This window comes from Streptococcus sp. AM43-2AT, assembly GCF_003603405.1.
Lineage (GTDB): Bacteria > Bacillota > Bacilli > Lactobacillales > Streptococcaceae > Streptococcus > Streptococcus ilei.
The window spans coordinates 123,729-149,585 of sequence record NZ_QTND01000004.1 but is presented as its reverse complement, the minus strand read 5'-3'; the positions used below and the strand labels follow the sequence as shown (position 1 = coordinate 149,585).

The window sequence follows — 25,857 nt, the reverse complement described above, 5'->3', positions numbered from 1 at the left end:
TCCTACAGTCGCAAGGTCGCACCTTGCTGGGCGTGTTCGTTTGGCTAAACGTAAAATAGCAAATCTTGTCCATGTGACGTAAAAAGAGAGGAGTTTTAGACAATGAGTTTAAAACGAGAAATGTTAGTAGAAGCTGGTATCGAAGACAAGGCAGTCATTGACAATATCATGCAAGCGTACGGTGCAGGGATTGAGAATGCAAAGACACAAGCTAAGTCAGAGTTACAAGCTGAAAACGAAACATTAAAAGGCCAACTTGAACAACAAAGCCAAGCTATCAAGGACTTGCAAGCCAAAGAGGGAGCGAGTGAAGAGAGCAAACAACAACTTGCTGACTTACAAGCCCAATTTGAGCAATACAAGCTAGATAGTGAAGCTAACCTTGCGCAAGTGACCAAAACTAATGCAGTGGCTCTAGCTTTGAAAGATGTAGGAGCGTTTAACTCTAATGATCTTATGAAGTTTATCGACTTAGACAAGATTGAACTTGATGAAGCTGGCAAACCTTTGCTAGACGATACGATCAATGGTCTACGAGAGACAAGCCCTTACTTATTCCAAGCACAAGAACCACAACCGCAACCGAATATTACAGTCGGTGGCAATCCTACCGCTGGCTCGGATAAACAAGGTGATGCCTTTGATGAAATCTTGAGCAAATACTAAATTTTAAAACAAAGGAGTGTAGTATGTCTACAAAACTATATACAAAACAATACATGACCATGCTGGCTAAAATCACTGAAACACGCTCTCGTTTCTTGCGATCATTCGGTGGTCAAATCCAGATTTTTGACGGAGTTTCAGACTCTGACACAATGTTGCATTTGAAAGTTAACAACACTAAGGCAGTTGTTAAGAAATACGACAAAGGCGAAAACGTGGCCTTTGGAACTGGTACTGGTTCAAGCAACCGCTTCGGTCAACGTACAGAAATTAAATCAATTGATAAGACTGTACCTTACGAAGCACCTATCTCTATCCATGAAGGTATCGACAACGTAACCGTTAACGATGTAGCAGACAAAGTAGTGGCAGAACGCTTGGAAGAAAACGCTCTGGCACAAACAGAATACATCAACGAATTGCTTGCTAAAGCATTGTCAGAAAATGCAAGCGAAACAATCAATGGACAACTTACAGAAGAGGGTGTGACAAAAGTATTCTCTACTGCTCACAAGAAATTTGTCAACAACAAAATTTCTAAGAATATCGCATGGGTGGCTTATGTTACTTCTGATGTTTATGACTTCTTGATTGACTCAAAACTTGCTACGACCGCCAAAAACTCATCTGCTAACATTGATGACCAAACAATGTACAAATTCAAAGGCTTTGTACTAGAAGAAACACCAGACGAGTACTTCCAAACCGGTGAACAAGTCATGTTCGCTGCAGATGGTGTGGGTATCGCTGGGGTTGGTTTGCAAATTGTTCGTACTATTGATGCAGATGACTTCTACGGTGTAGCTATCCAAGGTGCTGGCAAGTACGGTAAGTATATTGCTGATGAAAACAAAGTAGGTATTCTCAAGGCTAAGTTAGTACCCGGAGGGTAATTTGGAGGTGATTTAGATCGCTAAGTTTAAGGTTCTCTGCGATTTTTGGGATATCGTAAAAGATGAATTTGTGGCAGAAGGCTCAATCATTGATGTTACAAAAAAACGAGCAGAAGAAATAAACAAAAACATTGGTCATCAAGTTGTTACCAGTGAGAAAGAAGAGAAGGAGTGACTAGATGGCTAAATTTAAAGCAACATCAAATGTTGTCTTCACGGGTGATGAATTAGATCAATCCTTTATTGAAGGTGAAATCTACGACTTACCAGTTAAGACTGCAGATGATTTGAATAAACGTGGTGCTTTATCGCACCCAGAAGCAAGCCCGTTTCTAGTACGGGTTGACAATAACGAAGAAGAGACAGAAGAGGTTGAAGCATAGTCAACCTCTTTTATTTTAAAGGAGGTATGACATGGCCTATTTGTCTTACGATGAATATCTTGACTTAGGTTTTGATGTGACAGACAGATTTGACGAATTATACAAGCGAGCAGAAATGACTGTTAACTTGTATATTCGCAATTTCTACGCATATAGAGAGTTTGATAGCGATTTTGAACCACGCAAGCAAGCGGTGAAGAATGCAGTCGCTAACCAGATTAACTATCTCGAACGCACTGGAATAATGAGTGCAGAAGAGAAGCAATCACTTTCTAGCGTGACGGTTGGACGTACCACTGTAAGCTATCAGAATAGTACACAGACGGCTACGGCTGGCAAGCGGTATAACTTATCGCTTGACGCTGAAAACTGGCTGAATATGGCTGGCTTTAATTATAGTGGGGTCTGCTATGATCGATAAACGAATGCTAGTAGATGAAGCTATCATCAAGAAGCGGGTAGGTATGGACGAGTGGGGCGCTGAATTGTTTAGCGAGGACTTGTATATCAAGCCTTGTCGGTTTGACCAAAGTACAAATCACGTACAATCCCAGAAATCTGGTGCAAGTAAGAACCGCACAGTTAACTACATAGGTGTCCTATACATCGATACGGACTACTGCAATGTAGAGATTGACCCATCATACATTGATGGCCAGTTGATTGTAGATGGACAAGCCTATATTATTAGTCGAATTATTCCAAACAGACACCCTCTGAATAAGCGTATTTTGACTTATGAAATCGAGGTGATCTAATGGGTATCACTATTAAGGTTGATTTGAGTGGGATTGAAAAGAAAATATCTGGTGCGAACGTAAAAAAGGCTGAATATGCTATCGCAACACAAGCAGCGTTAGATATGGAGCAATTCGTCCCTTTTAGAGACGGCAATCTAGTAGGTTCTAGATACGTATCTGGTAACAAGGTCATTTACAACATAGTCTACGCAAGAGCGCAATTTTATGGCGGTGCATATAATAAAAAACGCTCTTGGCACTGGTCTAAAGGTAAAAAGGCCGGAACTGGCCCACGGTGGGACAAGAAAGCCTCTGCTATATATGGTAGCGATTGGGCTAGAAAAGGCAAGGAGGCTATGGGATTATGACGAAAAACATCGGTAAAAACGACTTTTTGGAACAGCTCAATAGCTTTATCAATACGCTCAATCTTCCTATCCCTTGCCGTATGGACTACTTAGACGAGGACGAGAGCCTAGTCTGTTATCCCCTCGCTGGGGGAAAAGTCAATACGCTCTATATGGACGAGGCAAAAGATGTCACACTGCCTTTTGAAATTGCAATCAAAACGAAAAGTCACAACAAAGCAAACACTTGTATCTGGGCTATCAACGAGGCACTTTCAGATTTTAGTCTGGAACTGCCAAGTAAGAATGGCTCTTATGAGTTTGACAATCTAACAGTCACTATGCCGTTCTTAAACGACAGAGACGATCAAGGATATTACATCTATTTACAAGATATTCAAGCGAATATCACAGTATTTTCGAAATGAAAGGAACATAACTAAAATATGGCACGTTTTAAAAACGCCCTCCGTGGGCATTTTATCGCACCCGTAACTGATCCAAAACAAAAGCCAGAGAAATCTGCATACTTGGAATTGGCTAAATGGATTGAAGACGTAACGGACGACACAGATGAGGCTACTACTTCTGTAGCTTACTATGATGGAGACGGTACAGAAGAAACAACAGTTACCTCTGTAAAAGGCTCTTACACTTTTAAAGGCACTTACGACAAAGAAGACCCAGCAATGAAGCACATCGCTGGGCTTAAATATAAACTTGGTAATGACCGTCTAGTTTGGCACAAAGTCGTAGATGCTGATAATAAGAACGAGACAGTTGGTATTGCTACTGTCTCTGATATCAAGGCGGGTTCTGGTGCTGCTGCAGACTACGAAGAATTTGGATGCAAAATCTCTTATAATACGCTTCCAGAAACTACCGCAGTTGTGGGATAATTCCCTATCGAGGCGCTATCTATCTTAGGTAGCGCTCTTTTTTTGTAGTGAAAGGAGATTTTAAAATGACTATTAACATTAACATTGAGCGCTCTGGCTTCTCCGTAAAAATTGGGGAGTTTGAATTTTGGTTTGACACCTCGAACGAGGCAATGCAACACTTTATCAACATTGACCAGATTGTCAATGACCGATACAACGCCTATCTCGCTGAAATTTCAGAACGCTCTGCAAAGGGTGAATTTGATGATGCTAAAAAAGGTGAAATCACAGAAGAAGTCATCGGGCAAGCTATTGAACTAGAGAGAAAGCAAGTAGAAATCAAATACGATGCGTTATTCGGAGATGGTACGTTTGCTAAATTGTACGAGAAGTACCCAGATTACCTAGCACTTGACGATGCACTAAATCAAGCTGATATTTTAATCGGTGAAGAACTTAAAAAAATTACAGAAGAGCGTGCTAACAAGGTTAATGAACGTACTAGTCAGTATCTCCAAAAGGCAGAGAAGAAAAAACGCAAAACAAAAAAGTAGGACACGCTCATGAAACTGAATGAGCCTCTACTTAATAGCTTTGAGCTGGACGGCATCGAGTATGATATTGACTGCTCTTTTGACACGGTGCTAGATGTCTTTGAGGTATTCGCAGATGATTTACTAAATGAGTTGGAAAAATTCCAAGTGGCAGTACAAATTATGACCGGTCAACATATCACAGACGCTCTTACCTTTCTCACGGTCTGGGAATACATAGACGAGCATTTTATCAAGACACGGAAAGAAAAGCCCGTACTTGATAGAAATGGCAATCCTATGCCCGTACCAAAGGAAGAAATAGACAAGGTAAGGCTACTAGACATCGAAGAAGACGCAAGCGACATCTACGCTAGTTTTAGAATGGCTTATGGCATCAACCTCTTTGAAGAACAAGGGAAAATGACATGGCAAGAATTTTCTGCATTGCTAAATGGAATGCCGGATAACACACCAGTCGCACGCTTGATACAGATTAGAGACTGGAAGCCTAAGCCTCACGATCCGGCAGAATATAAAGCTAATATGCGTAAACTACAAAACAAATACAGATTAGATAGAGAGGAGGAATAGATGGCAGACGGAAAAATAGTCATTGACGTGCAAGTCAATGGTAATAAGCTATCTGCTCTGGCTAGTGACCTAAAAAAGCTAGAGTCGGATGCGACACGCTCCTCTAATGGTTTCAAATCTGCTAGTCAGACACTGCAGAATGCTGGCAACCAAGCTAGTAAGGCTGGAGAAGGCTTTAAAAAGGCTGGTGATGACGCTGGAAAAGGCGGTGAGAAAGCCAAACAAGCCACTAGTGGTTTTGATAGACTAAAAGAAAGCATCAAAAATTTCTCTGTCGGTGCGATTGCATTCAAGGCAGTTAACGCTGGCCTTGATTTAATCACATCATCACTTGATAAGGCTATTGATCGCTTTGATACAATGCAACGCTTTCCAAAGGTTATGCAGTCACTGGGGCATTCGTCCAAGGACGTAGCACAGTCAACTAAGGAGCTGTCAAACGGCATTGAGGGCTTGCCTACAACACTGGATACGGTTGTAGCAACAACTCAAAAACTAACCTCTATGACGGGCGATTTAAAGACATCAACCAAGTTGACAATCGCTCTTAATAATGCTTTCTTGGCCTCTGGTGCATCTACAGAAGATGCCAGTCGTGGATTGCAACAATACACACAGATGCTATCTGCTGGTAAGGTTGATATGCAATCATGGAAGACATTGCAAGAGACCATGCCTTATGCTTTGCAGAAGACCGCTGAAAGTTTCGGTTTTGCTGGTGCATCGGCCCAGAAAGACTTTTATGCAGCATTACAAAGTGGTCAAATCACATTCCAAGATTTTAGCAAGCGTCTGATTGAGTTAAACAAAGGCACTAATGGCTTTGCTGAAATGGCCCGTAAGAACAGCGAGGGTATCCGTACATCATTTGGTAATATCGTGAATGCAGTTGCCAAAGGTATCGCTAACGTGATTGATGCCTTCGATAAATTAAGTAAGGCAGTTACTGGCAAAAGCATTGCCCAAAATTTGGACAGTATAAAAGCAGTAGTAAATAGCGTGTTTAAATTTATTGTAGATGCTATCAATGGTGCTACGCCTATCTTAAAAGGCTTTGTGCAAGCGCTAGGACATCTAAAACCTATCCTAGACCCGTTATTAGGTGCTTTGGGCGGGGCAGTCGTAGCAATCCTAGCCTTTAAAGGCGCTATGCTTGGACTTGCTATCATCAAGGGTATAGGTGGCCTAATCGGTAACCTTGTAACCTCACTAACTACGCTAGCTAGTACGTCAATAGTTGCTCAAGGAGCGACAGTAGGCCTTTCTGGTGCTTTGGCCACGCTTTCCTCTGGCGGTGTCTTGATGGTTATCGGTGCTTTGGTCGGTTTAGCTACTGCCCTATCGCAAGATAGTGAGGCAATGAAGGAAGCTAAAGCAAGGTCAGAGGAATATCAACAATCAATCAAGAACCTTAATGATAGCGTCAAGACTGGCAACGAGAGCTACGAAGACCGTAGAAGAGAAATCAAAGCCACTGCAGAAGATAACGAACGACTTGTTAAGAAGATTGAAGAACTAAGTGCAGTCGAAAACAAGACCGCTGCACAGAAAAAAGAGCTTGCCTCATCGGCTGAAATACTTAACTCACGTATTGACGGCTTGAATATCGCTTACGACAAAGCCACTGGCACAATCAACATGACTGCAGATGCTATCCGTAAGCAGATTGAAATATCAAAACAATCTGCAGAGGCAGAAGCAGCGAACCAACGACTTGTAGAGATTGCCAAACAACGGCTAGAAGTCGATGACAAGATCGCAGATGCCAAAAAGAGGCAAAAAGAAGAATTAGAGAAACTTGATAATACAGAGGGCAAATACGGCACTAGCATTTTATCCAACGCTCAAAAAGAAGAGTACCGGAATAAGATCAATGAAGAAACCGAAAAAACGATCAAGTCTCTTCAAGAAAGCAAGGAGTCACTTGCTGACTCTGAACAGCGAGCTACTGACATAATCGCTAGCGCTAATGAGGCACAAGCTAAGGCCGTAGAGGATGCTTCTGGTCGCATGAAGCTATCGTGGGACACGATGGATGAAGACCAACGCAAGCTGGTAGAAGACATGAAAGCCCAGTATGAAGCTCTAAGAGGTGATGTACAGAACGCCTTTCAAGCCATCGAACAACAGACAGCCTTATCCGCAGAGCAGATGACCGCTAACTTGCAACAGAATATTGACGCAGTTGACAAGTGGTCGCAGAACCTTGAGATTTTAGCTCAACGTGGACTAGATCAAGGTCTTATCGAGCAGATGCGACAAGCTGGGCCTAAGATGGCAGAGCAAACGCAAGCCCTTGTAAATGCCTCTGACGAACAGTTGGGAGCATTGAATGGTAAGTGGACAGAAGCGGGCGACAAAGCCAAGGAAGGCTTCCTACGAGGCATCCGTGCCACTGGTGTAGAACTTGCTCCAGAAGTGCAAGCGATGGTTACGGCTATTGGTGATGAGTTTAGAAGCGCACTTGCAGAAGCTGGATTTGATGTGAAAGCCCGTGAAATTCCTAAGCAGACCGCTGACGGCATCCGTGCTGGTAAAGAGGACGTAGCACAAGCATCGTCTGAAATGACAGAGGCATCTAAGCAAGCATTTAATAACTTGCCAACAGAGGCTAAATATAGCGGGTCGCAAGTCAGTGGTAACTATGCTCAAGGTATCTCTGAAAGCTCACCGCTCGTACAGACTGCTAGTGATTTTATCAAATCTACTGCTATAGGTGCTATGAGTACGCTAGCTGGTGAGGGTCAGACCGCTGGGTCTAATTTTGGTGGTGGTATCTCTACTGGTATCAATTCGTCTCAAGGATCAGTAACGGGCGCTAGTCTTGGCATGACGCTTGCAGCAGCAGGCCAAATGATATCGATGTCTATTAAAGGTATGACAGCCGGGCAACAATTTGGCGGTGGTATCTCTCTTGGTATTGGACTAAAACAAGGTCAAGTAAGCTCATCTTCCAGAGGATTGCAGTCCTCTGCTAAGCAGAGCATAGCATCTCTTGGGTCAGATGGTCGTAGTGCCGGTGGACAATTCGGAGGCGGTCTAGCTAGTGGAATTTCTTCAAGAGGTGGTTCAGTAGCCGGTGCATCTTCTAGCTTGAAGCATACTGCTAATGCTCATCTTCAAGGTGGGTTTGGTGGTGCGTACAGTGCTGGTCTCTCGATTGGTGAAGGTCTAAGTGCTGGTATCTATGCTATGGCTGGATCAGTAGCAAGTGCAGCCGCATCCATAGCGAGTGCTGCGGTAGGTGCTGCACGTTCTGCCCTACGCATCAACTCACCTTCCAAAGTTTTCCGTGACCAAATCGGACGAGCAATCCCAGAAGGTATGGCAATCGGTATCGAAAAGTTTAGCTACTACGTAGACGATAGCATGACTGGATTAAGTAAGGATGTGATAGATGCTGGTAAGGCGCTTGCTGACCGGGTATCATTCACACCAGAGAGCGCCTTAGGTCTCACTGGCTCAATTAGTCCTAGCTTCGGAGCTAGTAATGTATCTAACTCAAGCGTGACTAACAACTATACGCTTAATGCGAATGGTACAGCTAACGATAATTTCTTCATCCCAGAAAATATGCGTAGGCTTCTACGTGAAATGGCATACTACACTAATTTAGAAGGAGGTAAGATGGCTTAATGAGTACATTTAATTTTAATGGCACGGATAGCAGTAAATACGGGCTACGTGTCACAAGTGATTATGTAATCAATTCCACTGGCCAAGATATTTCAACAGTATCTGTAGCTGGTCGAGATGGTGACTTGTTACTATCTAACAATCGCCTAAAATCAGTCACTCTGGAATTGCCTTGCACTATCTCCTCTAACTTGAAGTTGTCAGATATTGAAGGTGATATCAGTAATTGGCTTAATGTAGAAGGCTACAAAGATATGACGCTATCGTGGGATAAAGATTTTATCTATCGTTCTGCTTATCTTGAAAGTTTTGAAATCGCAAGCATCATGCGACAGTTTGGCAAGGTCAAACTTAACTTTTTGACTTATCCAGTCAAATTCTACAAGCAAGGCCGTGCGACTCAAACACTTTCGAACGGTGCAACCATTAACGGTCTAGGCAATGTCAACGCAAAACCTATCATCACACTTGTCGGTTCGGGTGATTGCACGCTTACTATCAATGGTCGTAAAACTAAGTTGCGAGACGTACAAGGCAAGATAACGCTTGATATGCAAGCTAACCAAGTATTTAAGGATAGATTGCCAGCATGGGATAAGGTTGTAAGGTCTCCACAATTCCAAATGCCTTATCTGGACGCTGGAAGAAACTTGATTAGTTGGGATGGCAATTTTGAAGTGTTTATGATCCCGAACTGGGGGGTTAAGTTATGAGGCCTATACTATTCAATAAAAATGAGACGGCCTTTGACACGTATGGCCTTGGTGAGCTAAACGTAACAAAAGGTACAGTCACAAGGGAACGCAACGGGAATTATACGCTTTACGCAGAAATTCCCGTCAATGACCCTATGGTCTCAATCTTGCAAAAAGAGATGAAGCTGAAAGCTGATGCTGGGCTACGCACCAAAAATCAGACGTTCGAAATCTCTCGCATCGTCAAAGATAGCAGTAACATCGTTAAAATCTACGGTCAACATATCTCACACAAGCTGGAATACATGGCTATTAGAAATGGCACGATCTTAAACGGCACTGCACTTAATGCCCTGTCTATTTGGAGGGGCGCACTAATTGGTGACTATCGGTTTGATGTATGGTCTGATATTTGGACAGACGCTACTACTAAATTAAGTATTGACAAGGTTACTAATGCCCGTCTTGCTCTTGGTGGTGTAGAAGGCTCTATCCTTGATATCTGGGGCGGTGAGTATGAGTTTGATAATATGACAGTCAGACTACATAAACAGTTAGGGCGTACTGCTCCAACCGTACTAGAGTATGGTCGCAACATCTTATCTGCTGAAACAGACGAGACCATCGAAGATGCGTATACAAGTGTACTGCCTTTTGCGACATACACCCCAGAGAAGCCAGAGGGAGACACAAGCGATAGTCAACCAGACCCTATCACGGTCACAATCCCAGAAAATTATGTAGATAGTAAATACAAGGCCTTGTATGCTCACAGACGCATCAAGGTTATTGATTTTTCGAGCGAGTTTAGCACTGATAGCAAAAAGAAAAACATTCCAACCGCTGACAAGTTACGAAAACTAGCCAGCGACTACATGGAACGTAATGCAATCGGTAAGCCTAAAATCAATACCAAAATCGAGTACGTAGATTTAGCCAAAACGCTAGACTATGCAGATCGTGCTTGGATTGAAGAACTAGAGTTATGCGATATCGTGCCTATCTATTATCCACAGATTGGGTTGACAGACGAGACCGCTAAAGTAACCACTATTACTTATGACTTTGTAAACGAGCGAAATGCCAGCGTAGAGTTTGGCGAAATCGGTACGAATGTGCGTGCTACGATGCAAAGTGGTCTGGCCGGTAAGGTTGACGAAATCGCAAAGGCGCAACAGAGCTTTGAAAATAGCCTACCAAACTATCTACTAAATGCGCAAGGTAATAAGGTCTGGTATAACCATCCAGATGATACCATTGAGCATAAAGTTGGTGATATCTGGTTTGAAAAGAATGGCCTCTATGACCGAATGTATATTTGGAACGGGTCGATGTGGGAGAAACGCATCGATACCGAAGATGTTGACAAGGTCAAGAAAGAGGTTGATAAGCAATTAGAAGAAGCTAATAAGCTAACCGCTATCGAGATTGAGAAGGCAAATGCAAAGGCACAAGAGGCCTTAGTTAAAGCTGGCACGATACCAGATGCTAGTAAGCTATCTGAACAGATTAAAACTCTCATCTTAAATAGCCCAGACTTGAACCAAAAAGTCACGGAAACGCTCAACCAGACAGACAGCGGGGTTATCTATAACAAAATCTTGCAGAATGTCAAAAACGAGTTTGTCGAGCAGAAAGATATTGGGCCGGTATTGGCTGGTATTAACCAAAAAATATCAAAACAAACCGTAGAATTTCAGAAGTTGACTGAAAGCAATAAACTCTACGAGCGTATCATCGGAACATCTGAAACGGACGCACCAGACAAGCTATCACGCTTGGTAATGTCTAGCGATATATTCCAAACGGAAGTTGGGAAGTACGTCACGGATGATAACAACTTGATTGTTAATTCCATGACGATGGACAAGAATACGCTTGTCGGAAATAGCAACCCAAATGCAAGTGTATCTGTTAGTGATGGCATTTTTACAATCAAAGCACAAGGCCTGACTGGTTACAACTGGTCAGGTTTTACTTTACCTATTTATGTTAAAAAAATCTATCACGGTGAGACTTACACACTTGGTTTTAAGTATCGTATTAGAGAGTATCCAGATGTGTCTTTTGCTTTCAACGTAAAGAACCACGGGTTAAATAAAACCCTAACATGGGCTAATATCGGAGAAGATCGACCAGCTTTGAATGAATGGCACGAGTTTCAAAAGACTTTTACCATTCAGGAAGATTTTACTTTTGGTGAAGACGCAAACTATCCATTTTATATCTTCCTCGCTAAGAATGGCTGGATAGAATTTAAAGAGCCTATTTTGGTGCGTGGGTCGAATACTGGGCCTTATAAGCCTAGTCAGTTCGACGATGTATTTGCTGATAATAATGCAGTGCGGACACAAGTTAGTCAACTTGCCGGATCGTGGGCAGTGCGTAACCTCAATAGCAATGGTGATGTACTCAACTCAATCAACGTACTTGCGAATGGCACAAATCGAATAGATGGGCGGTTGACGCATATCACTGGTCAGACCAAGATTGACAATGCAGTGATTAAGGATGGTATGATTGCTAACTTAAACGCTGATAAAATCACGGGTGGCACGATTGATGCAAGTCAAATCAATGTGATTAACGTTAATGCGAGCAATGTCCTAGCTGGTACGCTAACTGGTATGACCGTCCGAGGTGGACGGGTCGAATCCTTGAACGGTAAGATGAATATTGACTTACAGAACGGGCAATATAATGTACTCAACAATGAAGCTACAATCAGACGGATTGACGAAACTAGCTCATCACAATTCATATCTCTCAAAAAGAGTGGTTTTATCGCAGAACAGTTTAGAGATAGCAATGCTGCACTCATGGTTTTTGGAACAAACCACAACAAAGACCCTAAAGAGGTTGAACGACACGACAATGATACATTTGCAGGTATTCGGGTTTGGTCTGGCAAAGGCAACGGAAAAGAAGAAAGTCTCACTGAATTTATCGGTGACCGTGTGTTGATATATAACAATGGTCGCAACCGTAGTCCTTGGAACTTCCACGGGAATACAAATGATGGGAATACTTATCTGTTACCGATGAACCAAAATAATGTTAAGCATTATATTGGACGTGGTGACTTTTTCCTTGAGGGAATTTATTCTAAGCACTTTTATATGAGAGGTGGAGTTGACGTAGCAGAATATCTTTGGGATTTACTTACTTGTCTCGGTATGCTAAAACGTCACGGCACAATTTCGGGTGCGTCTAACCACATCCAAGGTGTACTTGATAAATATGGATTTAAATAAGAGGTAATGAATGAATACAACAGACAGAATTATCAACGATGTCGCAGTCCAACTTGCGAATAAGGTGATCGAGTGCGCTAATTATAAGGCACTCTACGAAGAGGTACAAGAACAGCTTGAGCAAGTACAAGCACGACTAAACGAAGTAAGCCAAACCCTAGAGGCAGATGAGGCATTGAAAGAGCTATTCGATGAAGTAGCACAAACACAACACAAGGGAGAATAATCTATATGACATTTAAAGTAGTTAATAAGTATTTACAAGAAGCTGGTAAAACATTTGTCGCAATCCGACAAGACGCACCATATACAGCCTTTGACCGTGTGCTGATTGGTGACCGTACCAATGAGTCAGATGACTCACTTATCCAAGCGGTATTAGGTCAAATTGCCACTGAATTTAACCCGGCAGAGGGCGTGAAGAAGCTACAAGAAGACTTGCACGTCCAAGCAGAGAGCTACGAGCAAAAACTAGCTGAGAAAGATACTAAAATTGCGGAAGTTAAGGCAGTAGCAGATTGGGCAGTTTTGGCACGGGTTACTGATACAGATAATCCACTTGACCCTACAATTTACAAGCGTGGCCTTGAATTGGTTGACTTAGGACAAAGTGGCAAGACTTATAAGTCGCAAGAAATCTTTACGATCGAAGACGCAACACACAGCGCACAGTATGGTGAGGGCAACCGTGTTATGGTGCAAGTTAACTCTGACTTTACCTATAACGGTGAAACGCTTGACCAACTCGCAAGCCTTGAACAAAACGGTAAGCTAGCAGTCTGGAAGTGGACTAAGCCAAAAGAAAATACAGATTTGGAAACTCAACCACTTGCATAGAATTGAGGTGATTGGGTGACATTCTCTGATTTAATCGCACACCTCGCCCCAACATTTGGCGTGATTGCTACTGGCTGGTTTGGGATGAAGGCTAGTAAGTCTGCAAACCTCAACAAAGAACAGTTTAACGAGTTGAAAGACGAATTAGGCACAATCCATAGGACGGTTGAAACTGTTAAGTCAGTGGGTGAGGACAATAACAGAAAAATCGATGAAGTGAATGACAAGCTAGTAGTACACGATGAAGCGCATCTAGTCACTATGTATTTAAGGCTAGAGCGTGACATCACGACTGCTATCGACCGTGGATATACCACAGTCCATGAGAGCGATATCATTCACAAGATGCACAAGAGTTATAAGAAATTGGGTGGAAATGGCTACATTGATGCCCTCTATAACAAATACAATAATTTAGAAGTGAGGAAATAACATGAATAAAATTAACTGGTCAGTACGTTTTAAAAACCGTGCATTTGTAACACGTTTTGCGCTTGCCTTGGTATTGCCTATCTTGGCTTACTTTGGTATCAAATTCGAAGATTTGACAAGTTGGGGGGCAGTGTTTGCCCTACTTGGTAAATTTGTATCAAACCCTTATCTTGTAGGTTTAACAGTATTCAACGCATTAAATATTGTTCCAGACCCTACTACCGCTGGGTTGGGAGACAGCACACGAGCATTAGGCTATGAAGAACCTAGCCAAGATTAATATATTTCTACTAGCGACTATCTATTTTTGGGTAGTCGCTTTTGATTTAAGAAAGGAGCAGTAATGGCTACTTTAAACGACATTTTAGGATACGCTGAAAGTCTGGCCAATCAAGGCATCGGAACGGATGCGGATGGAGCATACGGAACTCAATGCGTGGACTTACCCAACTCTATTTCTACCAATTTCTTTGGTAAGGCTCTCTGGGGGAATGCTATTGATCTACTCAATTCTGCCCGTGATTTAGGCTACGAGGTCGAATACAACCAAGAGGGCAATGTTAACAGTCGGCCACGAGCTGGGGCGGTATTCGTGCAAGAGACTATCTATCTATTCGGGCATCCATACGGGCATACTGGCCTAGTGATTGAAGATAGCGATGGATATACCATGCGTACTATCGAGCAGAATATAGACGGTAATGCGGATAGCCTTTATGTAGGTGGCCCAGCACGATATAATACCCGTGATTTTACCGCTATTGTCGGATGGTTCTATTTCCCAGTGGATGGTCAACCAGCACAAGTAGAAGCAATCACCCCGTCAGAGCCTCTCACAGTCCGTTCTAGCGAGTTTAACCCAGAGGAAGGTACATTTACCGTAGAAGTATCTGCACTCAATGTACGGGCTTCTGCTGGGCTTCTAGGCGAGATTGTAGCAGTGTATACCGCTGGTCAAGTTATCAACTACGACGGATGGCTTGATAATGATGGATATATCTGGATCACGTACATTGGAGCGTCTGGCAATCGTAGATATGTAGCAGTGGGTCAATCACAAAATGGTAAACGCATCACAGACTTTGGCTCATTCGCCTAGATTGTGAGGTGGAACATTGAGATTAAACTCTACCAACTTAAAACAAGTGGGTGGTGGTAAAATCGTCAAACAAGGCGATAGCGCCTCTCTTTTTGAGTATAAGTTGCTTGACGAAGACCACAAGCCAGTAGAAGAATTAAATGGCACAGATGCCAAAATAACGCTATATAATGCGAGTGGCAAGGTAAGTATAGACACATCGGTTACTAACTCTGGTATCACTTTTAAACTCGCTAAACCACTCCCTATCGGGCTGTATACAGTCGAGGTAGTGGCTGGTGGGTATGTGTTCCCTAGTGACCGTAGAACGACACTAGAAGTTACACAATCGGCTGACGAATACACAAGTAGTGAGTTGCTTGACTTGGTCAAAAACGATGTCAAAGCGGAAATCGACAAGTACATTGCAGAGCATCCAAACGGCCCACAGACGGAAGAATTGCCAGATTTAACCACGCTGTACAATCTTGCTAAAATTTGAAAGGACATATAAATGACTTTAAATACAGAAAAACTAACCAAATTCGCCCAAGCAGTCGGGACAGATATCAAAGATATCAAAACGCAACTCGCTAACAAGGCTGAAAAATCAGAAGTCGGTCAAGGAGGCATCACACAAGAGCAACTTAACACTGCTATTCAAGGTGTGAAGACTGCAATTCTTGGCGAAGGCGTACCAGAGGAGCTGGACACGTTAAAAGAGATCGCTGACAAAATCAAAGCTGGCGAAAACCCAGACAGTGCGATTGTGTCTAAAATGACCGAATTGGGTGAGAAATTTACCACGCTAGAAAATACTGACTTTGTACAGATTTATAATTCTGCCAAAAACACCCTCTAAGGAGGTGACGCATGGAGAAATTAAAAGAAGCTATCAAGCTGATAGGCCATGACGTCGGGGTGCTTCAAGACCGACAAGCATCCAATCTGACACAAACTAAAGCGTATGAGCTATTCCCTACATATGCCACACTTCAATCTCAAATGACCAATAATATCAAGGAGAAACACCTTGAGTTAGGTCTGGATGCTCTGATTGACGATAAGCTGAAAAACGGTGGTGATCCGTTCGTCACTCGCTCTAAAATCCCAGTTGTAGACACTAGTCAACTAGCGACCAAGAATGACTTGGAAGAGCTAAAACGCAAGGTCGGAACGGGTGGAAGTGGTACAGGCACAGAACTGAAAGGTCAAGGCTTCCCATACAATCTAAACGCTGACATCGGTACAGTATACACTGACACCACGGCAAAAAACGGAGCGGTGAAGTGGATCAAGAAAACTGCTGGAACTGGCTCTAATGCTTGGTCTGTATTGTTTGGCGATGTCAAACACAAGCCAAGAATTTCATCGAGCCAAAACAATGCGTATGTCGAGTTTAGACGTATAAACTCCACGGTAGAGGTCGGCTTCGGTGGTCTATCGTGGGGCTGGTTTGGTATCGTGAGACGAGGTGCGCCCAGCTACGTTCCACAAGGATCTGACCGTGAGCGAAACGTGGTGATCTTAAACGTCGGCGGTATACCCGTCGGTTTTCGTGCCACTAGCTCAAAACTGGGCATTATGACCAATGACAAGGGTAAACGTTTGGGAACATTCTATTTAGGCGGGCCGGGTGATGGCAACCAGTTACGCTTGCAATTTGACGATCCAGTGCCAACCGACCGAGACATCGGAGACCTACGTTTTACTAATATGTCCTATACCACAGACGACCCGTGGCCAGAAACTTTATAAAAACATAAACATATAAGACGCACCCTCCCAATTCGGGAGGGCTTTTTTTATTGCCTTTCTCTGAAACTAGTTCCAGAATAAAAAATCTTTAATTATTTTGATAAAAAGTATTGACAAACTATCATAAATGATATATAATGAACATGTAAGATAAATAAAGGAGAAATCAAAATGAAATCACAAGTAATGAGCCTAGCATGGAAGATCTTCAAAAATGAAAAAAATGACGTAACTTTCTCAACTGCATTGAAATTGGCTTGGAAGACTGTTAAACGCCAATACATGGCAGATGATTTCTATTTCTTCCGTTCTTCAAATGTTAAATTCCAAGGTGTCAAGAAATGGTTCGCTGAAAAAGAATTTTATGGACGTAATAAGAAAGATTTGGCGTTCATGTCTGTTACTGCAATTAGCGTTAAAGATTTGGTCGAAGAGACTGAAAAAGCCGTTAAACTTGAAATCGTAACACCTTATGGCACTTCTACTAAATGGTATCCAAAGAGCGTACTCGCTTAATTTTTTTAAATAAAAAGGAGAAATAAAATGGAAATCAACAATGATATTAAAGGCTTAATTTTGGAATATGTGGGGCGGTATTTCCGTTATGAGAACGACTTCTACCGTCTTCCTAATATCAAATTCACGGACGCTAACTGGCAGAAATTCAAGAATGGCGAAACTTCTATCGAGAAGATGGGGGCATCAAGGGTCAATGCCATGCTAGATTGCTTGTTTGATGATTTCGAGCTTGCTATGATTGGTAAGGCTCAAGATTACTATTATTTCAGCAATTCGCTTAAAATGAATATGACGTTCCATGCTTACTATGACCAATTTAAGAAGCAACAACTCCTAAAATGGATTGAGAATAGCCATGACGATATCATCGGGGGTACTGGCAGAATGTACACGGCGAGCGGAAATTGGATTGCTAACGCTTATCTTGAGGTGGCCTTGGAAAGTAGCAAAGTCGAGGACAGTTATATGCTTCAACTGCGGTTCAAGAATTATTCTCAAGACCCTAGACCAATACCATCAGGCCGTCAAAATCGCCTTGAATGGATCGAGAAGAATTTAGAGAATATACGATAATTGAAATAAGCCACCCTTGAGGTGGCCTTTTTTGTGTTTATAACGGAAAATCTTAAAATTGTCTATTATAACAGACAATTTACCTTATAAGCTCTTGATTTTTTTAATAGATAGTGCTATAATAATTGTACACAGATTTTGAACAATCTACTAAATAACCAAGTGAAGATAGGGTGACACCTTGCTTGGATTGTATACATAATTCCCGTTACGCTTCCCGTGAGATATTGTGGGAAGATAAGTAATTCTCTTTTGAGTGATCGAAAGAGATCATGAAGTGTAAGAAGATTGAGGGTGTATGTAGTATAGAGGTTGTGCGTAATTAGATCATTATCAGACGGTGGCAGTGACAATAGACGCTTCCAGTGGAAGAATAATCTAGCAAGGCCTTATGTAGCAGTAAGAACCAAACTAGAAAAGCTATAATAAACTGTTTTGCACTTGAGGTTGAGACATCAGCCAATAACACCAAAGATAAGTACAAGTAGCCCAAATTGTGCAGAGAATTTACAAGATATATTGTGCTAAAATATTAATCTGAATGTCGGGTGAAAGTTGGACGTAACCAGTCGTGCCTAGCCATTAAATCGCTACGGAAGTTATAGGGTCGCTCCTTATGGCTCAGACCGTGGTAGGCTATCGGTCAATAAATTGCGTACAATCGAAGTAGAGCGAAGGCTCATTTAATAGATTGTTTAAAGTTTGTGTATACCCTTGCTCCTTGCAAGGGTTTTTCTTTTCGAAAAAGCAATAATTTCACTATCCTTGATTGAAATGCTAGTTGTTTTGCTGATTATTAGTGTTCTTCTCTTGCTCTTTGTTCCAAACTTGACCAAGCAGAAAGATTCGGTAACGGATACAGGAAATCGAGCAGTTGTCAAAGTTGTGGAGAGTCAGGCTGAGCTCTATGAACTCAATCATCAGAATGAAAAAGCCAGTCTTTCTAAGCTTGTCGCAGAAGGACAAATCACTCAAAAACAAGCAGAAGCCTACCGTGCTCACTATGTGAAGAATGCAGGTGATCACCGTGCGGTTGGAGATTAAGGCTTTTACCCTTCTAGAGAGCTTACTAACTCTAGGTATCGTCAGCCTTTTATGCTGGCTGCTAGCTGGATCAGTTCATCAGGGCTTTGGGCAGGTGGAAGAAACATTGTTTTTCTCAGAATTTGAACGGGTCTATCAAGAGACACAAAAGATGAGCATTGCAAGAGAGGAAAGAACCCTCCTTTCCATCGACCATGTGGGGGTTCACAGCCCCTATCAAGAACTGCCACTTCCAAAAGGGGTGAAACTGATTAAAGAGAAGCAACTAACGTTTGATCCAGCAGGAGGCAATTCAAGCTTGACCAAGATTCAATTTCAGACAGAGAAAGAGGTGGTGACCTATCAGTTGGCAATTGGGAATGGAAAAATTAAGAAATCGACAGCTCCTCGCTAGTCTCTTGTTAGAAGGGCTAATCGCCCTAGCGATGTTTGGCGTCCTCACGACTCTTGTGCTAGGAGAGCTAGGCCAGTCACGGCAGCAACACTTAGAAGAGTTGAGACAAGCAGAAGTCTTGCGAGTCGCAAAAATGGCCATCCAGACAAGGCAGGATCAATTAACCATCAATCAGGTCAGTGTTCAAGTGGAGAAATCGGCTAAGTCCTTAAAGGTCTACCAGGAAGGAAAGGTTGTGATTGCTGTTGAAAAGAAATAAACTTCCAGCCTTTACTTTACTGGAGGCCTTGGTTGCCCTCCTTGTCATTAGCGGTGGTTTATTGGTGTTTCAAGGATTGACAAGCCTCTTGCGTCAAGAACTCCAGTACCAAAGTCAAATCAAGCAAGAAGAGTGGTTGCTTTTTCAGGATCAACTGGACATTGAATTATCTCGCAGCCAATTTGAAGGGGTCAGAGACAATAAACTCTATCTTGTTCAGGATCAGAAACCTATAGCCATTGGATTGGCTAAAGGGGGAGATCTCCGAAAGACAGATGCGACTGGCCGTGGCTATCAACCGATGATAGACGGAGTCGAATCCGCCTTGATTGAAAAAAGAGGAGATTTGGTGTCTATTCAACTTCGCTTTGCAGAAGGATTAGAAAGGGAGGTGGTCTACCGTGTGGTGGATAAGGATAAAAAAGAAGCAGATTAAGGCAGGAATTCTCCTTTATGCCCTTTTTATGTCAGCAGTTTTCAGTCTCTTGCTTCAGTTTTATCTGAATAGACAAGTAGCAGAGAGACGAATCCTCCTTGCTAGTCAGAAACGTATCCAAGCCTATGCGCAAGCCCAATTGGCTGTTGATACTTGGGATCGGAAAGAGAATACAATGATTTTCTCAACTGGGCGAGTCGACCTAGAAGAAAGATCTGGTTTTGCCAACGTCAGCAGTCACTTACAGGATGGCACGATCTACCATTTCACCTTTGCCCTTTCCCCTAGTGAGAAGAAAAAAACCGATAAGAAGGAAAAGGAGAAGCGAGCTCCTGATTTGGTCACAAACCTCCCAACTACAACGGAGGAATCGAGTGTGGAAGTCTTCGAAAAGCATAGCGAAAACTCTTAAAATTTGATATGATTAAGAGATGGAGGAAAGTATGAATTTCGAAAAAATTGAGAAAGCCTATGGCTATCTATTAGAAAATACCCAAACCATCCAAAATGATTTGCAGACCAACTTTTATGATGCTCTAGTGGAGCAGAATGCAATCTATCTGGATGGGCAGACTGAGTTGACTCTAGTGAAGGAAAACAACCAGCGGCTGAAGGACTTGAATTTGAACAAAGAAGAGTGGCGTCGCTCCTTCCAATATCTTTTGATGAAGGCGGCCCAAACAGAGCCCCTACAAGCCAATCACCAATTTACCCCAGATGGGATTGGATTTCTTCTGGTCTTTCTAGTGGATCAGTTGGCTAGTTCTGATAAAGTAGATGTGCTAGAAATTGGAAGCGGAACAGGAAACTTAGCCCAAACCTTAATGAACAACTGCCAGCGCTCGCTAGATTATTTGGGCTTGGAAATCGATGATCTGTTGATTGATCTTGCGGCCAGTATGGCAGAAGTGATGAAGGCGGATGTGAAGTTCGCCCAAGGTGATGCGGTTCGTCCACAGGTTTTGAAAGAGAGTGATGTGATTATCAGTGATTTACCTGTCGGTTATTATCCAGATGATGCCATTGCAAGTCGTTATCAGGTCGCTTCCCCTCAGGGCCACACCTATGCCCATCATTTATTAATCGAACAATCGTTAAAATACTTAAAGCCGGGTGGTATCGCTATTTTTCTAGCTCCGAATGATCTGTTGACGAGCGAGCAGAGCCCTCTCTTGAAAAAATGGATGCAGGATCATGCTCAGGTCTTGGCCATGGTTACCTTGCCAGAGAACCTCTTTCGATCAGCTAATCTAGCAAAAACCATCTTTGTTTTGCGCAAGCAAGAAGAAGCAGTGGTCCAACCATTTGTCTATCCCTTAACCGATTTGCAAAATCAGGAAGACGTCATGAAATTCCGTGAAAGTTTTCAAAACTGGAATAAAGAAAGTGAAATTTAAACAAAATTTTGCTATAATAGGGGTGAAAACGCTTAAAGAGGTAAAAAAATGACGAAAACAATTGCAATTAATGCAGGTAGTTCAAGTTTGAAATGGCAATTATACCAAATGCCAGAAGAAACAGTTTTGGCAAAAGGTCTCATCGAGAGAATTGGACTCAAAGATTCCATTTCCACAGTAAAATTTGATGGTCGAGCAGAAAAACAAGTTTTAGACATTGAGAACCACACACAAGCGGTTAAAATCCTTCTAGATGATTTGATTCGTTTTAATATTATTGCTTCCTATGATGAAATCACTGGAGTAGGACACCGTGTCGTTGCAGGTGGTGAGTACTTCAAAGAGTCTGCTCTTGTAGATGAAGAAGTGCTTCAAAAGGTAGAAGAACTTTCTTTATTAGCGCCTTTGCATAACCCTGCAAACGCTGCTGGAATTCGCGCCTTTAAAGAGTTGTTGCCAGACATCACTAGCGTGGTGGTATTTGACACTTCTTTCCATACAACAATGCCTGAAAAAGCCTATCGTTATCCTCTTCCAACTAAATATTACACTGAAAACAAGGTTCGTAAGTATGGAGCTCACGGGACTAGCCATGAGTATGTAGCCCACGAAGCGGCTAAGCTTCTTGGAAAACCAATCGAAGAGTTGAAATTAATCACCTGTCACATTGGGAATGGGGCTTCTATTACAGCGGTAGACAAAGGAATTTCAGTAGATACTTCTATGGGCTTCACACCACTTGGTGGAATCATGATGGGAACACGTACAGGGGATATTGACCCTGCCATTATTCCGTACTTAATGGAGAACACAGAAGATTTCAAAAATCCAGAAGATATCAGTCGTATCTTGAACCGTGAATCTGGTCTTCTAGGAGTGTCTGAACTTTCTAGTGATATGCGTGATATTCACGAAGCCATGCGCAATGGGAATGATAAGGCGCTTTTGGCAAACGATATTTTTGTTGATCGTATTAAGAAATACATCGGGCAATACTTTGCTGTCTTGAATGGAGCAGACGCCATCATCTTTACAGCTGGTATCGGAGAAAACTCTAAAACGATCCGTGGACAAGTCATTAACGGGATGACTTGGTTCGGCTGTGATGTGGATCCAGAAAAGAATGTCTTTGGTGCAGAAGGGGATATTTCAACACCAGATGCCAAAGTGAGAGTCTTGGTAATCCCAACAGATGAAGAATTAGTCATTGCACGTGATGTAGAACGTTTTAAAAACAAGGGATAAGACTTTTATTCTAAAGAAAGAAGAGAGAAGAGGCTGATTCGAAGCGCCTCTTTTTTCTGTTTTGCGATTTCTACTTGGGCTTGCTCCAGTTGGCCATCTATGCTATACTAGAAAAATAGTTTGATAATCGAGGTAAAATAATGGAAAATTGGATGGAGAAAAAATGGGTTTCGAATGGTTTATGGTTACTAATCGGAATACCGCTATTATTTGCAACTCAACTACCGATGGTCGCTTTGATTTTGGGGATTGAAAATGCTTGGTCAAATTGGACAATTAATAGCCTGGTCCTTGGGGTTACCATGATTCTCGTCTATTTGCTTTGGTGGTTTATGAAATGGAGTCCACTCGATCCACTAGATTTTTCACGGATTACAGGCAGAGATATTGGACGAAATTTCCTTTTCTTTTTGCTTCTACTTGCAAATAATATTGTGGGGGCTACAGTGCTTCGGAATATAGGAGAGACCACTACAGCCAATCAGGAAACAATTCAGGGGATTTCTTCAGTGGCCCCTCAGCTGGCAATGGGGTTGCTCATTGTCGTAGTGGCACCTTTAGGAGAAGAAATTATCTGTCGGGCTGTGATTCCCCGCTTAATCTTTAAGGGATACGAAAAAATTGGCTATTTGGTTGGGGCTGTTGTTTTTGCCTATTTACACACACCAAGTAATCTTGGTTCCTGGGTCATCTATGGTGGCATGTCCCTCATCTTGACTTGGGTCGCCTACCGCTACAAACGAGTAGAATATTCTATTTTATTGCACTTTACCTTGAATGCTTTTGCCTTTCTGATAACTGTTCTGGTTTCTTTTCTTCCTGCTTAAAATATGGTAGAATGATAGGACCAATGGGTTTTATTCAGAAGCTTTGGTCAGCTACCAAAGAAGCATCTAGGCGCAGATAGAGACAAACTCAGAGGTTGGAATCATTCTAACCTCTTTTCTATGCTTGGTTGGCTTTTCTTAGAAAGATGAAGGAAGATATGTCAAAGAGTGAATGGAGACAACTAGGCAAGGATCGGACCCTTCTATGTGGCATCCTCAATGTCACCCCCGACTCCTTTTCAGATGGGGGGCGTTACCAAACGGTAGAAAGAGCTCTGGAACAGGCTCGCAAGCTAATTGCAGAAGGGGCAAGGATGCTGGATATTGGTGGAGAGTCCACACGTCCAGGGAGTCACTTCGTAGAGATCCAAGAAGAGATCCAGCGGGTCGTACCAGTGATTGAAGCGATTCGAGCAGAGAGTGATATCTTGATATCGGTTGATACTTGGAAGTCAGAGGTTGCTCGTGTAGCTCTAGAAGCTGGAGCAGACTTGGTCAATGATATTACAGGCCTGCTTGGGGATCCGCAAATGGCGAGGGTGATTGCAGAAGCTCGTGCTGGAGCCGTTGTTATGTTTAATCCAGTCATGGCTCGTCCTCATCATCCAAGTTCTGTGATTTTTCCGTCCTTTGGTTTTGAGCCGGCCTTTTCATCGGAGGAGCTAGCGCAGTTTGAAGGTCTTCCTATCCAAGACTGTATGTGGGCCTTCTTTGACAAGAGTCTTGAGAGGGCAGAGGAAGCAGGATTGAGTCAGGATCAACTCTTCTTAGATCCTGGGATCGGTTTTGGCTTGACCAAGCGGGAAAACCTCCAACTCTTGCAGAACCTAAAAACCATTCATGCCAAGGGCTATCCGATCTTTTTAGGAGTCTCTCGTAAGCGCTTTGTGGTCAATATTCTAGAAGAAGAGGGATTTGAGACCGACCCTGAAACAAAAGAAGGATTTTACAATCGGGATTTGGCCTCAAGCCATTTAACGAGTATGGCTGCCAGCCAAGGGGTAGAAATCGTTCGCGTGCATGATATACCTCTTCATAAGATGGCAGTAGCTATTGGTAGTGCGATCTACCAAGCTGATCAAGCGCCGGACCTTCATTTAAAACAATATCGCTAAAGAAAAGAGAAGAGATATGACAGTAGATCTCAGTTGGTTAGCTAGGTATCGTTCTTCCGAGCCCCATTTCGGCTTGGAACGAATGGAAGCCCTGCTAGCCTTGAGGGGGAATCCTCACCTCGCCTGTCCTGTAATCCATCTAGCTGGGACCAATGGGAAAGGATCAACCCTAGCTCATTTGCGGTCTTTACTAGAAGCTAAAGAGTTGCGGGTTGGTGTTTTCACTTCCCCCTATCTAGTTTCCTTTAATGAGCAAATCAGTATCGATGGGATTCCCATTTCGGACCGAGATGTGGAGACTTATCTGTCCCTCTATCAGGAGTTACTTGCAAAAAACAGTTCTGATCAGACCTTACGTGGCTTGACCGAGTTCGAGTTGATGACGGTCATGGCCTTTGATTATTTTGCGGCAGAGAAGCCAGATGTGGTCGTGATGGAAGTGGGGATGGGCGGTCGTCTCGATAGTACCAATGTTTGCCAGCCTATTTTGACAGCCATCACGACGATTGGCCTGGACCATGTGGCACTCTTAGGACCGGATTTAGCCTCGATTGCACGGGAGAAGGCAGGGATCATCAAGGAAAAGATTCCGGTCTTGCTAGGCCGGATGGAACTGGAAGCCCAAGAAGTCATTGTGCAGCAGGCCCGCCGCCTATCTGCACCAGTAGAGTTGCTAGGACAGGACTTTTTAGTTGGCTACCAAGAATCTTTGGCTGATGGAGAAGTTTTTCATTATCGGAGCCAGTATCGGGAAGAACTGCAACTGAAGACAGGGTTATTGGGACTTCATCAAGTAGACAATGCTGGTCTGGCCTTAGCTCTCTGCGATACCTTCTGTCAAGAAAAAGGACTCTCCCTCTTGAGCCAAGAAGAAATCCTCCAAGCTTGGAAGGGAGTCCAGTGGCCAGGTCGCCTAGAGATCATTTCTAGTCAGCCTCTCATCATTCTAGATGGCGCCCATAATCCGCATGCAGTAGCTCCTCTTGTAACCACCATGAAAGAACGTTATGGACAACTGGACAAGCAAGTCTTGTTTACCTGTATCCAGACCAAGGCGATCGAGGAGATGCTGGAACTGTGGAGTGGACTGGAAAAGAGTTCGTTGACCTTGACGACCTTTGAAGACCCACGGGCCTATTCCACAAAAGAAATGCAGGAAATAGCCCATCAAAAAGGCCTGCCTTATCAAGAGTGGAAGCTATTTTTAACGAATTATATAGAAAAAGAATCGCAACAATCTGATCTCCTCTTAGTGACGGGATCCTTGTACTTTTTGGCTCATGTAAGAGCCTTTCTAATCGAAGAAATCAGTAGGAGATGA

33 protein-coding genes are annotated in these 25,857 nt (G+C 42.8%); all 33 read left to right on the top strand.

Features of this window, described 5'->3' with window-relative positions; all coding sequences use genetic code 11:
* Positions 1-102 precede the first annotated feature (102 nt).
* A complete protein-coding gene (locus DW930_RS09050; protein WP_123159858.1) occupies positions 103-666 on the top strand; it encodes a phage scaffolding protein in 564 nt (187 codons plus the stop codon).
* A gap of 23 nt (positions 667-689) precedes the next feature.
* Positions 690-1,559 carry a capsid protein gene (locus DW930_RS09045; RefSeq protein WP_123159857.1) on the top strand — a complete coding sequence of 290 codons (870 nt, stop codon included), beginning with the start codon at positions 690-692 and terminating at the stop codon, positions 1,557-1,559.
* 179 nt (positions 1,560-1,738) lie between these two features.
* On the top strand, positions 1,739-1,942 hold the full coding sequence (locus DW930_RS09040) for a hypothetical protein (RefSeq protein WP_123159856.1): 204 nt from the start codon (positions 1,739-1,741) through the stop codon (positions 1,940-1,942).
* Positions 1,943-1,973: 31 nt separating this feature from the next.
* The gene (locus DW930_RS09035; protein ID WP_123159855.1) at positions 1,974-2,363 is read left to right on the top strand and encodes a hypothetical protein; all 390 of its coding nucleotides are present in this window, start codon (positions 1,974-1,976) and stop codon (positions 2,361-2,363) included.
* Positions 2,353-2,700, top strand: a complete 348-nt coding sequence (locus DW930_RS09030) for a putative minor capsid protein (protein WP_123159854.1) — start codon at positions 2,353-2,355, stop codon at positions 2,698-2,700. The genes DW930_RS09035 and DW930_RS09030 overlap by 11 nt, the downstream gene beginning before the upstream one ends.
* Positions 2,700-3,050 carry a minor capsid protein gene (locus DW930_RS09025; RefSeq protein WP_123159853.1) on the top strand — a complete coding sequence of 117 codons (351 nt, stop codon included), beginning with the start codon at positions 2,700-2,702 and terminating at the stop codon, positions 3,048-3,050. The genes DW930_RS09030 and DW930_RS09025 overlap by 1 nt, the downstream gene beginning before the upstream one ends.
* Positions 3,047-3,457: a minor capsid protein gene (locus DW930_RS09020; RefSeq protein ID WP_123159852.1), complete on the top strand. Its 411-nt coding sequence runs from the start codon at positions 3,047-3,049 to the stop codon at positions 3,455-3,457. Before DW930_RS09025 ends, DW930_RS09020 begins: the two co-directional genes overlap by 4 nt.
* Positions 3,458-3,475: 18 nt before the next feature.
* The gene (locus DW930_RS09015) at positions 3,476-3,928 is read left to right on the top strand and encodes a phage tail protein (protein WP_123159851.1); all 453 of its coding nucleotides are present in this window, start codon (positions 3,476-3,478) and stop codon (positions 3,926-3,928) included.
* 65 nt (positions 3,929-3,993) lie between these two features.
* A complete protein-coding gene (locus DW930_RS09010) occupies positions 3,994-4,464 on the top strand; it encodes a hypothetical protein (protein WP_123159850.1) in 471 nt (156 codons plus the stop codon).
* A gap of 9 nt (positions 4,465-4,473) precedes the next feature.
* Entirely contained in the window at positions 4,474-5,037 is a 564-nt protein-coding gene (locus tag DW930_RS09005) for a Gp15 family bacteriophage protein (protein ID WP_123159849.1), read from the top strand.
* Entirely contained in the window at positions 5,038-8,673 is a 3,636-nt protein-coding gene (locus DW930_RS09000; protein WP_123159848.1) for a tape measure protein, read from the top strand.
* Positions 8,673-9,386 (top strand): distal tail protein Dit, encoded by a 714-nt coding sequence (locus DW930_RS08995; RefSeq protein WP_123159847.1) that lies wholly within the window; start codon positions 8,673-8,675, stop codon positions 9,384-9,386. The genes DW930_RS09000 and DW930_RS08995 overlap by 1 nt, the downstream gene beginning before the upstream one ends.
* Positions 9,383-12,622, top strand: coding sequence for a phage tail spike protein (locus tag DW930_RS08990; protein ID WP_123159846.1), 3,240 nt, complete (start codon positions 9,383-9,385; stop codon positions 12,620-12,622). Before DW930_RS08995 ends, DW930_RS08990 begins: the two co-directional genes overlap by 4 nt.
* Positions 12,623-12,632: 10 nt before the next feature.
* The gene (locus DW930_RS08985) at positions 12,633-12,848 is read left to right on the top strand and encodes a hypothetical protein (protein ID WP_123159845.1); all 216 of its coding nucleotides are present in this window, start codon (positions 12,633-12,635) and stop codon (positions 12,846-12,848) included.
* A 5-nt stretch (positions 12,849-12,853) separates the two neighbouring features.
* On the top strand, positions 12,854-13,459 hold the full coding sequence (locus tag DW930_RS08980) for a hypothetical protein (RefSeq protein ID WP_123159844.1): 606 nt from the start codon (positions 12,854-12,856) through the stop codon (positions 13,457-13,459).
* A gap of 15 nt (positions 13,460-13,474) precedes the next feature.
* Positions 13,475-13,891: a hypothetical protein gene (locus DW930_RS08975; protein WP_123159843.1), complete on the top strand. Its 417-nt coding sequence runs from the start codon at positions 13,475-13,477 to the stop codon at positions 13,889-13,891.
* Between the two features lies 1 nt (position 13,892).
* Entirely contained in the window at positions 13,893-14,171 is a 279-nt protein-coding gene (locus DW930_RS08970; protein ID WP_123159842.1) for a phage holin, read from the top strand.
* Positions 14,172-14,234: 63 nt separating this feature from the next.
* The gene (locus tag DW930_RS08965) at positions 14,235-14,990 is read left to right on the top strand and encodes a CHAP domain-containing protein (RefSeq protein WP_123159841.1); all 756 of its coding nucleotides are present in this window, start codon (positions 14,235-14,237) and stop codon (positions 14,988-14,990) included.
* A gap of 16 nt (positions 14,991-15,006) precedes the next feature.
* Complete coding sequence (locus DW930_RS08960; RefSeq protein WP_123159840.1) at positions 15,007-15,471, top strand: hypothetical protein; 465 nt, start codon at positions 15,007-15,009, stop codon at positions 15,469-15,471.
* 12 nt (positions 15,472-15,483) lie between these two features.
* Positions 15,484-15,831, top strand: a complete 348-nt coding sequence (locus DW930_RS08955; protein ID WP_123159839.1) for a hypothetical protein — start codon at positions 15,484-15,486, stop codon at positions 15,829-15,831.
* A gap of 11 nt (positions 15,832-15,842) precedes the next feature.
* On the top strand, positions 15,843-16,727 hold the full coding sequence (locus tag DW930_RS08950) for a hypothetical protein (protein ID WP_123159838.1): 885 nt from the start codon (positions 15,843-15,845) through the stop codon (positions 16,725-16,727).
* Positions 16,728-16,898: 171 nt separating this feature from the next.
* Complete coding sequence (locus DW930_RS08945; RefSeq protein ID WP_123159837.1) at positions 16,899-17,243, top strand: hypothetical protein; 345 nt, start codon at positions 16,899-16,901, stop codon at positions 17,241-17,243.
* 27 nt (positions 17,244-17,270) lie between these two features.
* Positions 17,271-17,819, top strand: coding sequence for an anti-CRISPR protein AcrIIA6 (gene acrIIA6 / locus DW930_RS08940; RefSeq protein WP_123159836.1), 549 nt, complete (start codon positions 17,271-17,273; stop codon positions 17,817-17,819).
* 774 nt (positions 17,820-18,593) lie between these two features.
* Positions 18,594-18,863, top strand: a complete 270-nt coding sequence (gene comGC / locus DW930_RS08935; RefSeq protein WP_123159835.1) for a competence type IV pilus major pilin ComGC — start codon at positions 18,594-18,596, stop codon at positions 18,861-18,863.
* The gene (gene comGD, locus DW930_RS08930) at positions 18,832-19,257 is read left to right on the top strand and encodes a competence type IV pilus minor pilin ComGD (RefSeq protein ID WP_042361330.1); all 426 of its coding nucleotides are present in this window, start codon (positions 18,832-18,834) and stop codon (positions 19,255-19,257) included. Before comGC ends, comGD begins: the two co-directional genes overlap by 32 nt.
* Positions 19,223-19,516, top strand: coding sequence for a competence type IV pilus minor pilin ComGE (gene comGE, locus DW930_RS08925; protein ID WP_123159834.1), 294 nt, complete (start codon positions 19,223-19,225; stop codon positions 19,514-19,516). The genes comGD and comGE overlap by 35 nt, the downstream gene beginning before the upstream one ends.
* The gene (gene comGF / locus DW930_RS08920) at positions 19,500-19,952 is read left to right on the top strand and encodes a competence type IV pilus minor pilin ComGF (protein WP_162614527.1); all 453 of its coding nucleotides are present in this window, start codon (positions 19,500-19,502) and stop codon (positions 19,950-19,952) included. Before comGE ends, comGF begins: the two co-directional genes overlap by 17 nt.
* Positions 19,933-20,364: a competence type IV pilus minor pilin ComGG gene (gene comGG / locus DW930_RS08915; RefSeq protein WP_335926151.1), complete on the top strand. Its 432-nt coding sequence runs from the start codon at positions 19,933-19,935 to the stop codon at positions 20,362-20,364. The genes comGF and comGG overlap by 20 nt, the downstream gene beginning before the upstream one ends.
* A gap of 31 nt (positions 20,365-20,395) precedes the next feature.
* Positions 20,396-21,349, top strand: coding sequence for a class I SAM-dependent methyltransferase (locus tag DW930_RS08910; RefSeq protein ID WP_120701351.1), 954 nt, complete (start codon positions 20,396-20,398; stop codon positions 21,347-21,349).
* Positions 21,350-21,397: 48 nt separating this feature from the next.
* Positions 21,398-22,594 carry an acetate kinase gene (locus DW930_RS08905; RefSeq protein ID WP_120701350.1) on the top strand — a complete coding sequence of 399 codons (1,197 nt, stop codon included), beginning with the start codon at positions 21,398-21,400 and terminating at the stop codon, positions 22,592-22,594.
* Positions 22,595-22,746: 152 nt separating this feature from the next.
* Entirely contained in the window at positions 22,747-23,421 is a 675-nt protein-coding gene (locus DW930_RS08900; RefSeq protein ID WP_227877753.1) for a type II CAAX endopeptidase family protein, read from the top strand.
* Between the two features lie 158 nt (positions 23,422-23,579).
* The gene (gene folP / locus DW930_RS08895) at positions 23,580-24,536 is read left to right on the top strand and encodes a dihydropteroate synthase (RefSeq protein WP_165851222.1); all 957 of its coding nucleotides are present in this window, start codon (positions 23,580-23,582) and stop codon (positions 24,534-24,536) included.
* A gap of 16 nt (positions 24,537-24,552) precedes the next feature.
* On the top strand, positions 24,553-25,857 hold the full coding sequence (locus DW930_RS08890) for a folylpolyglutamate synthase/dihydrofolate synthase family protein (RefSeq protein WP_123159833.1): 1,305 nt from the start codon (positions 24,553-24,555) through the stop codon (positions 25,855-25,857).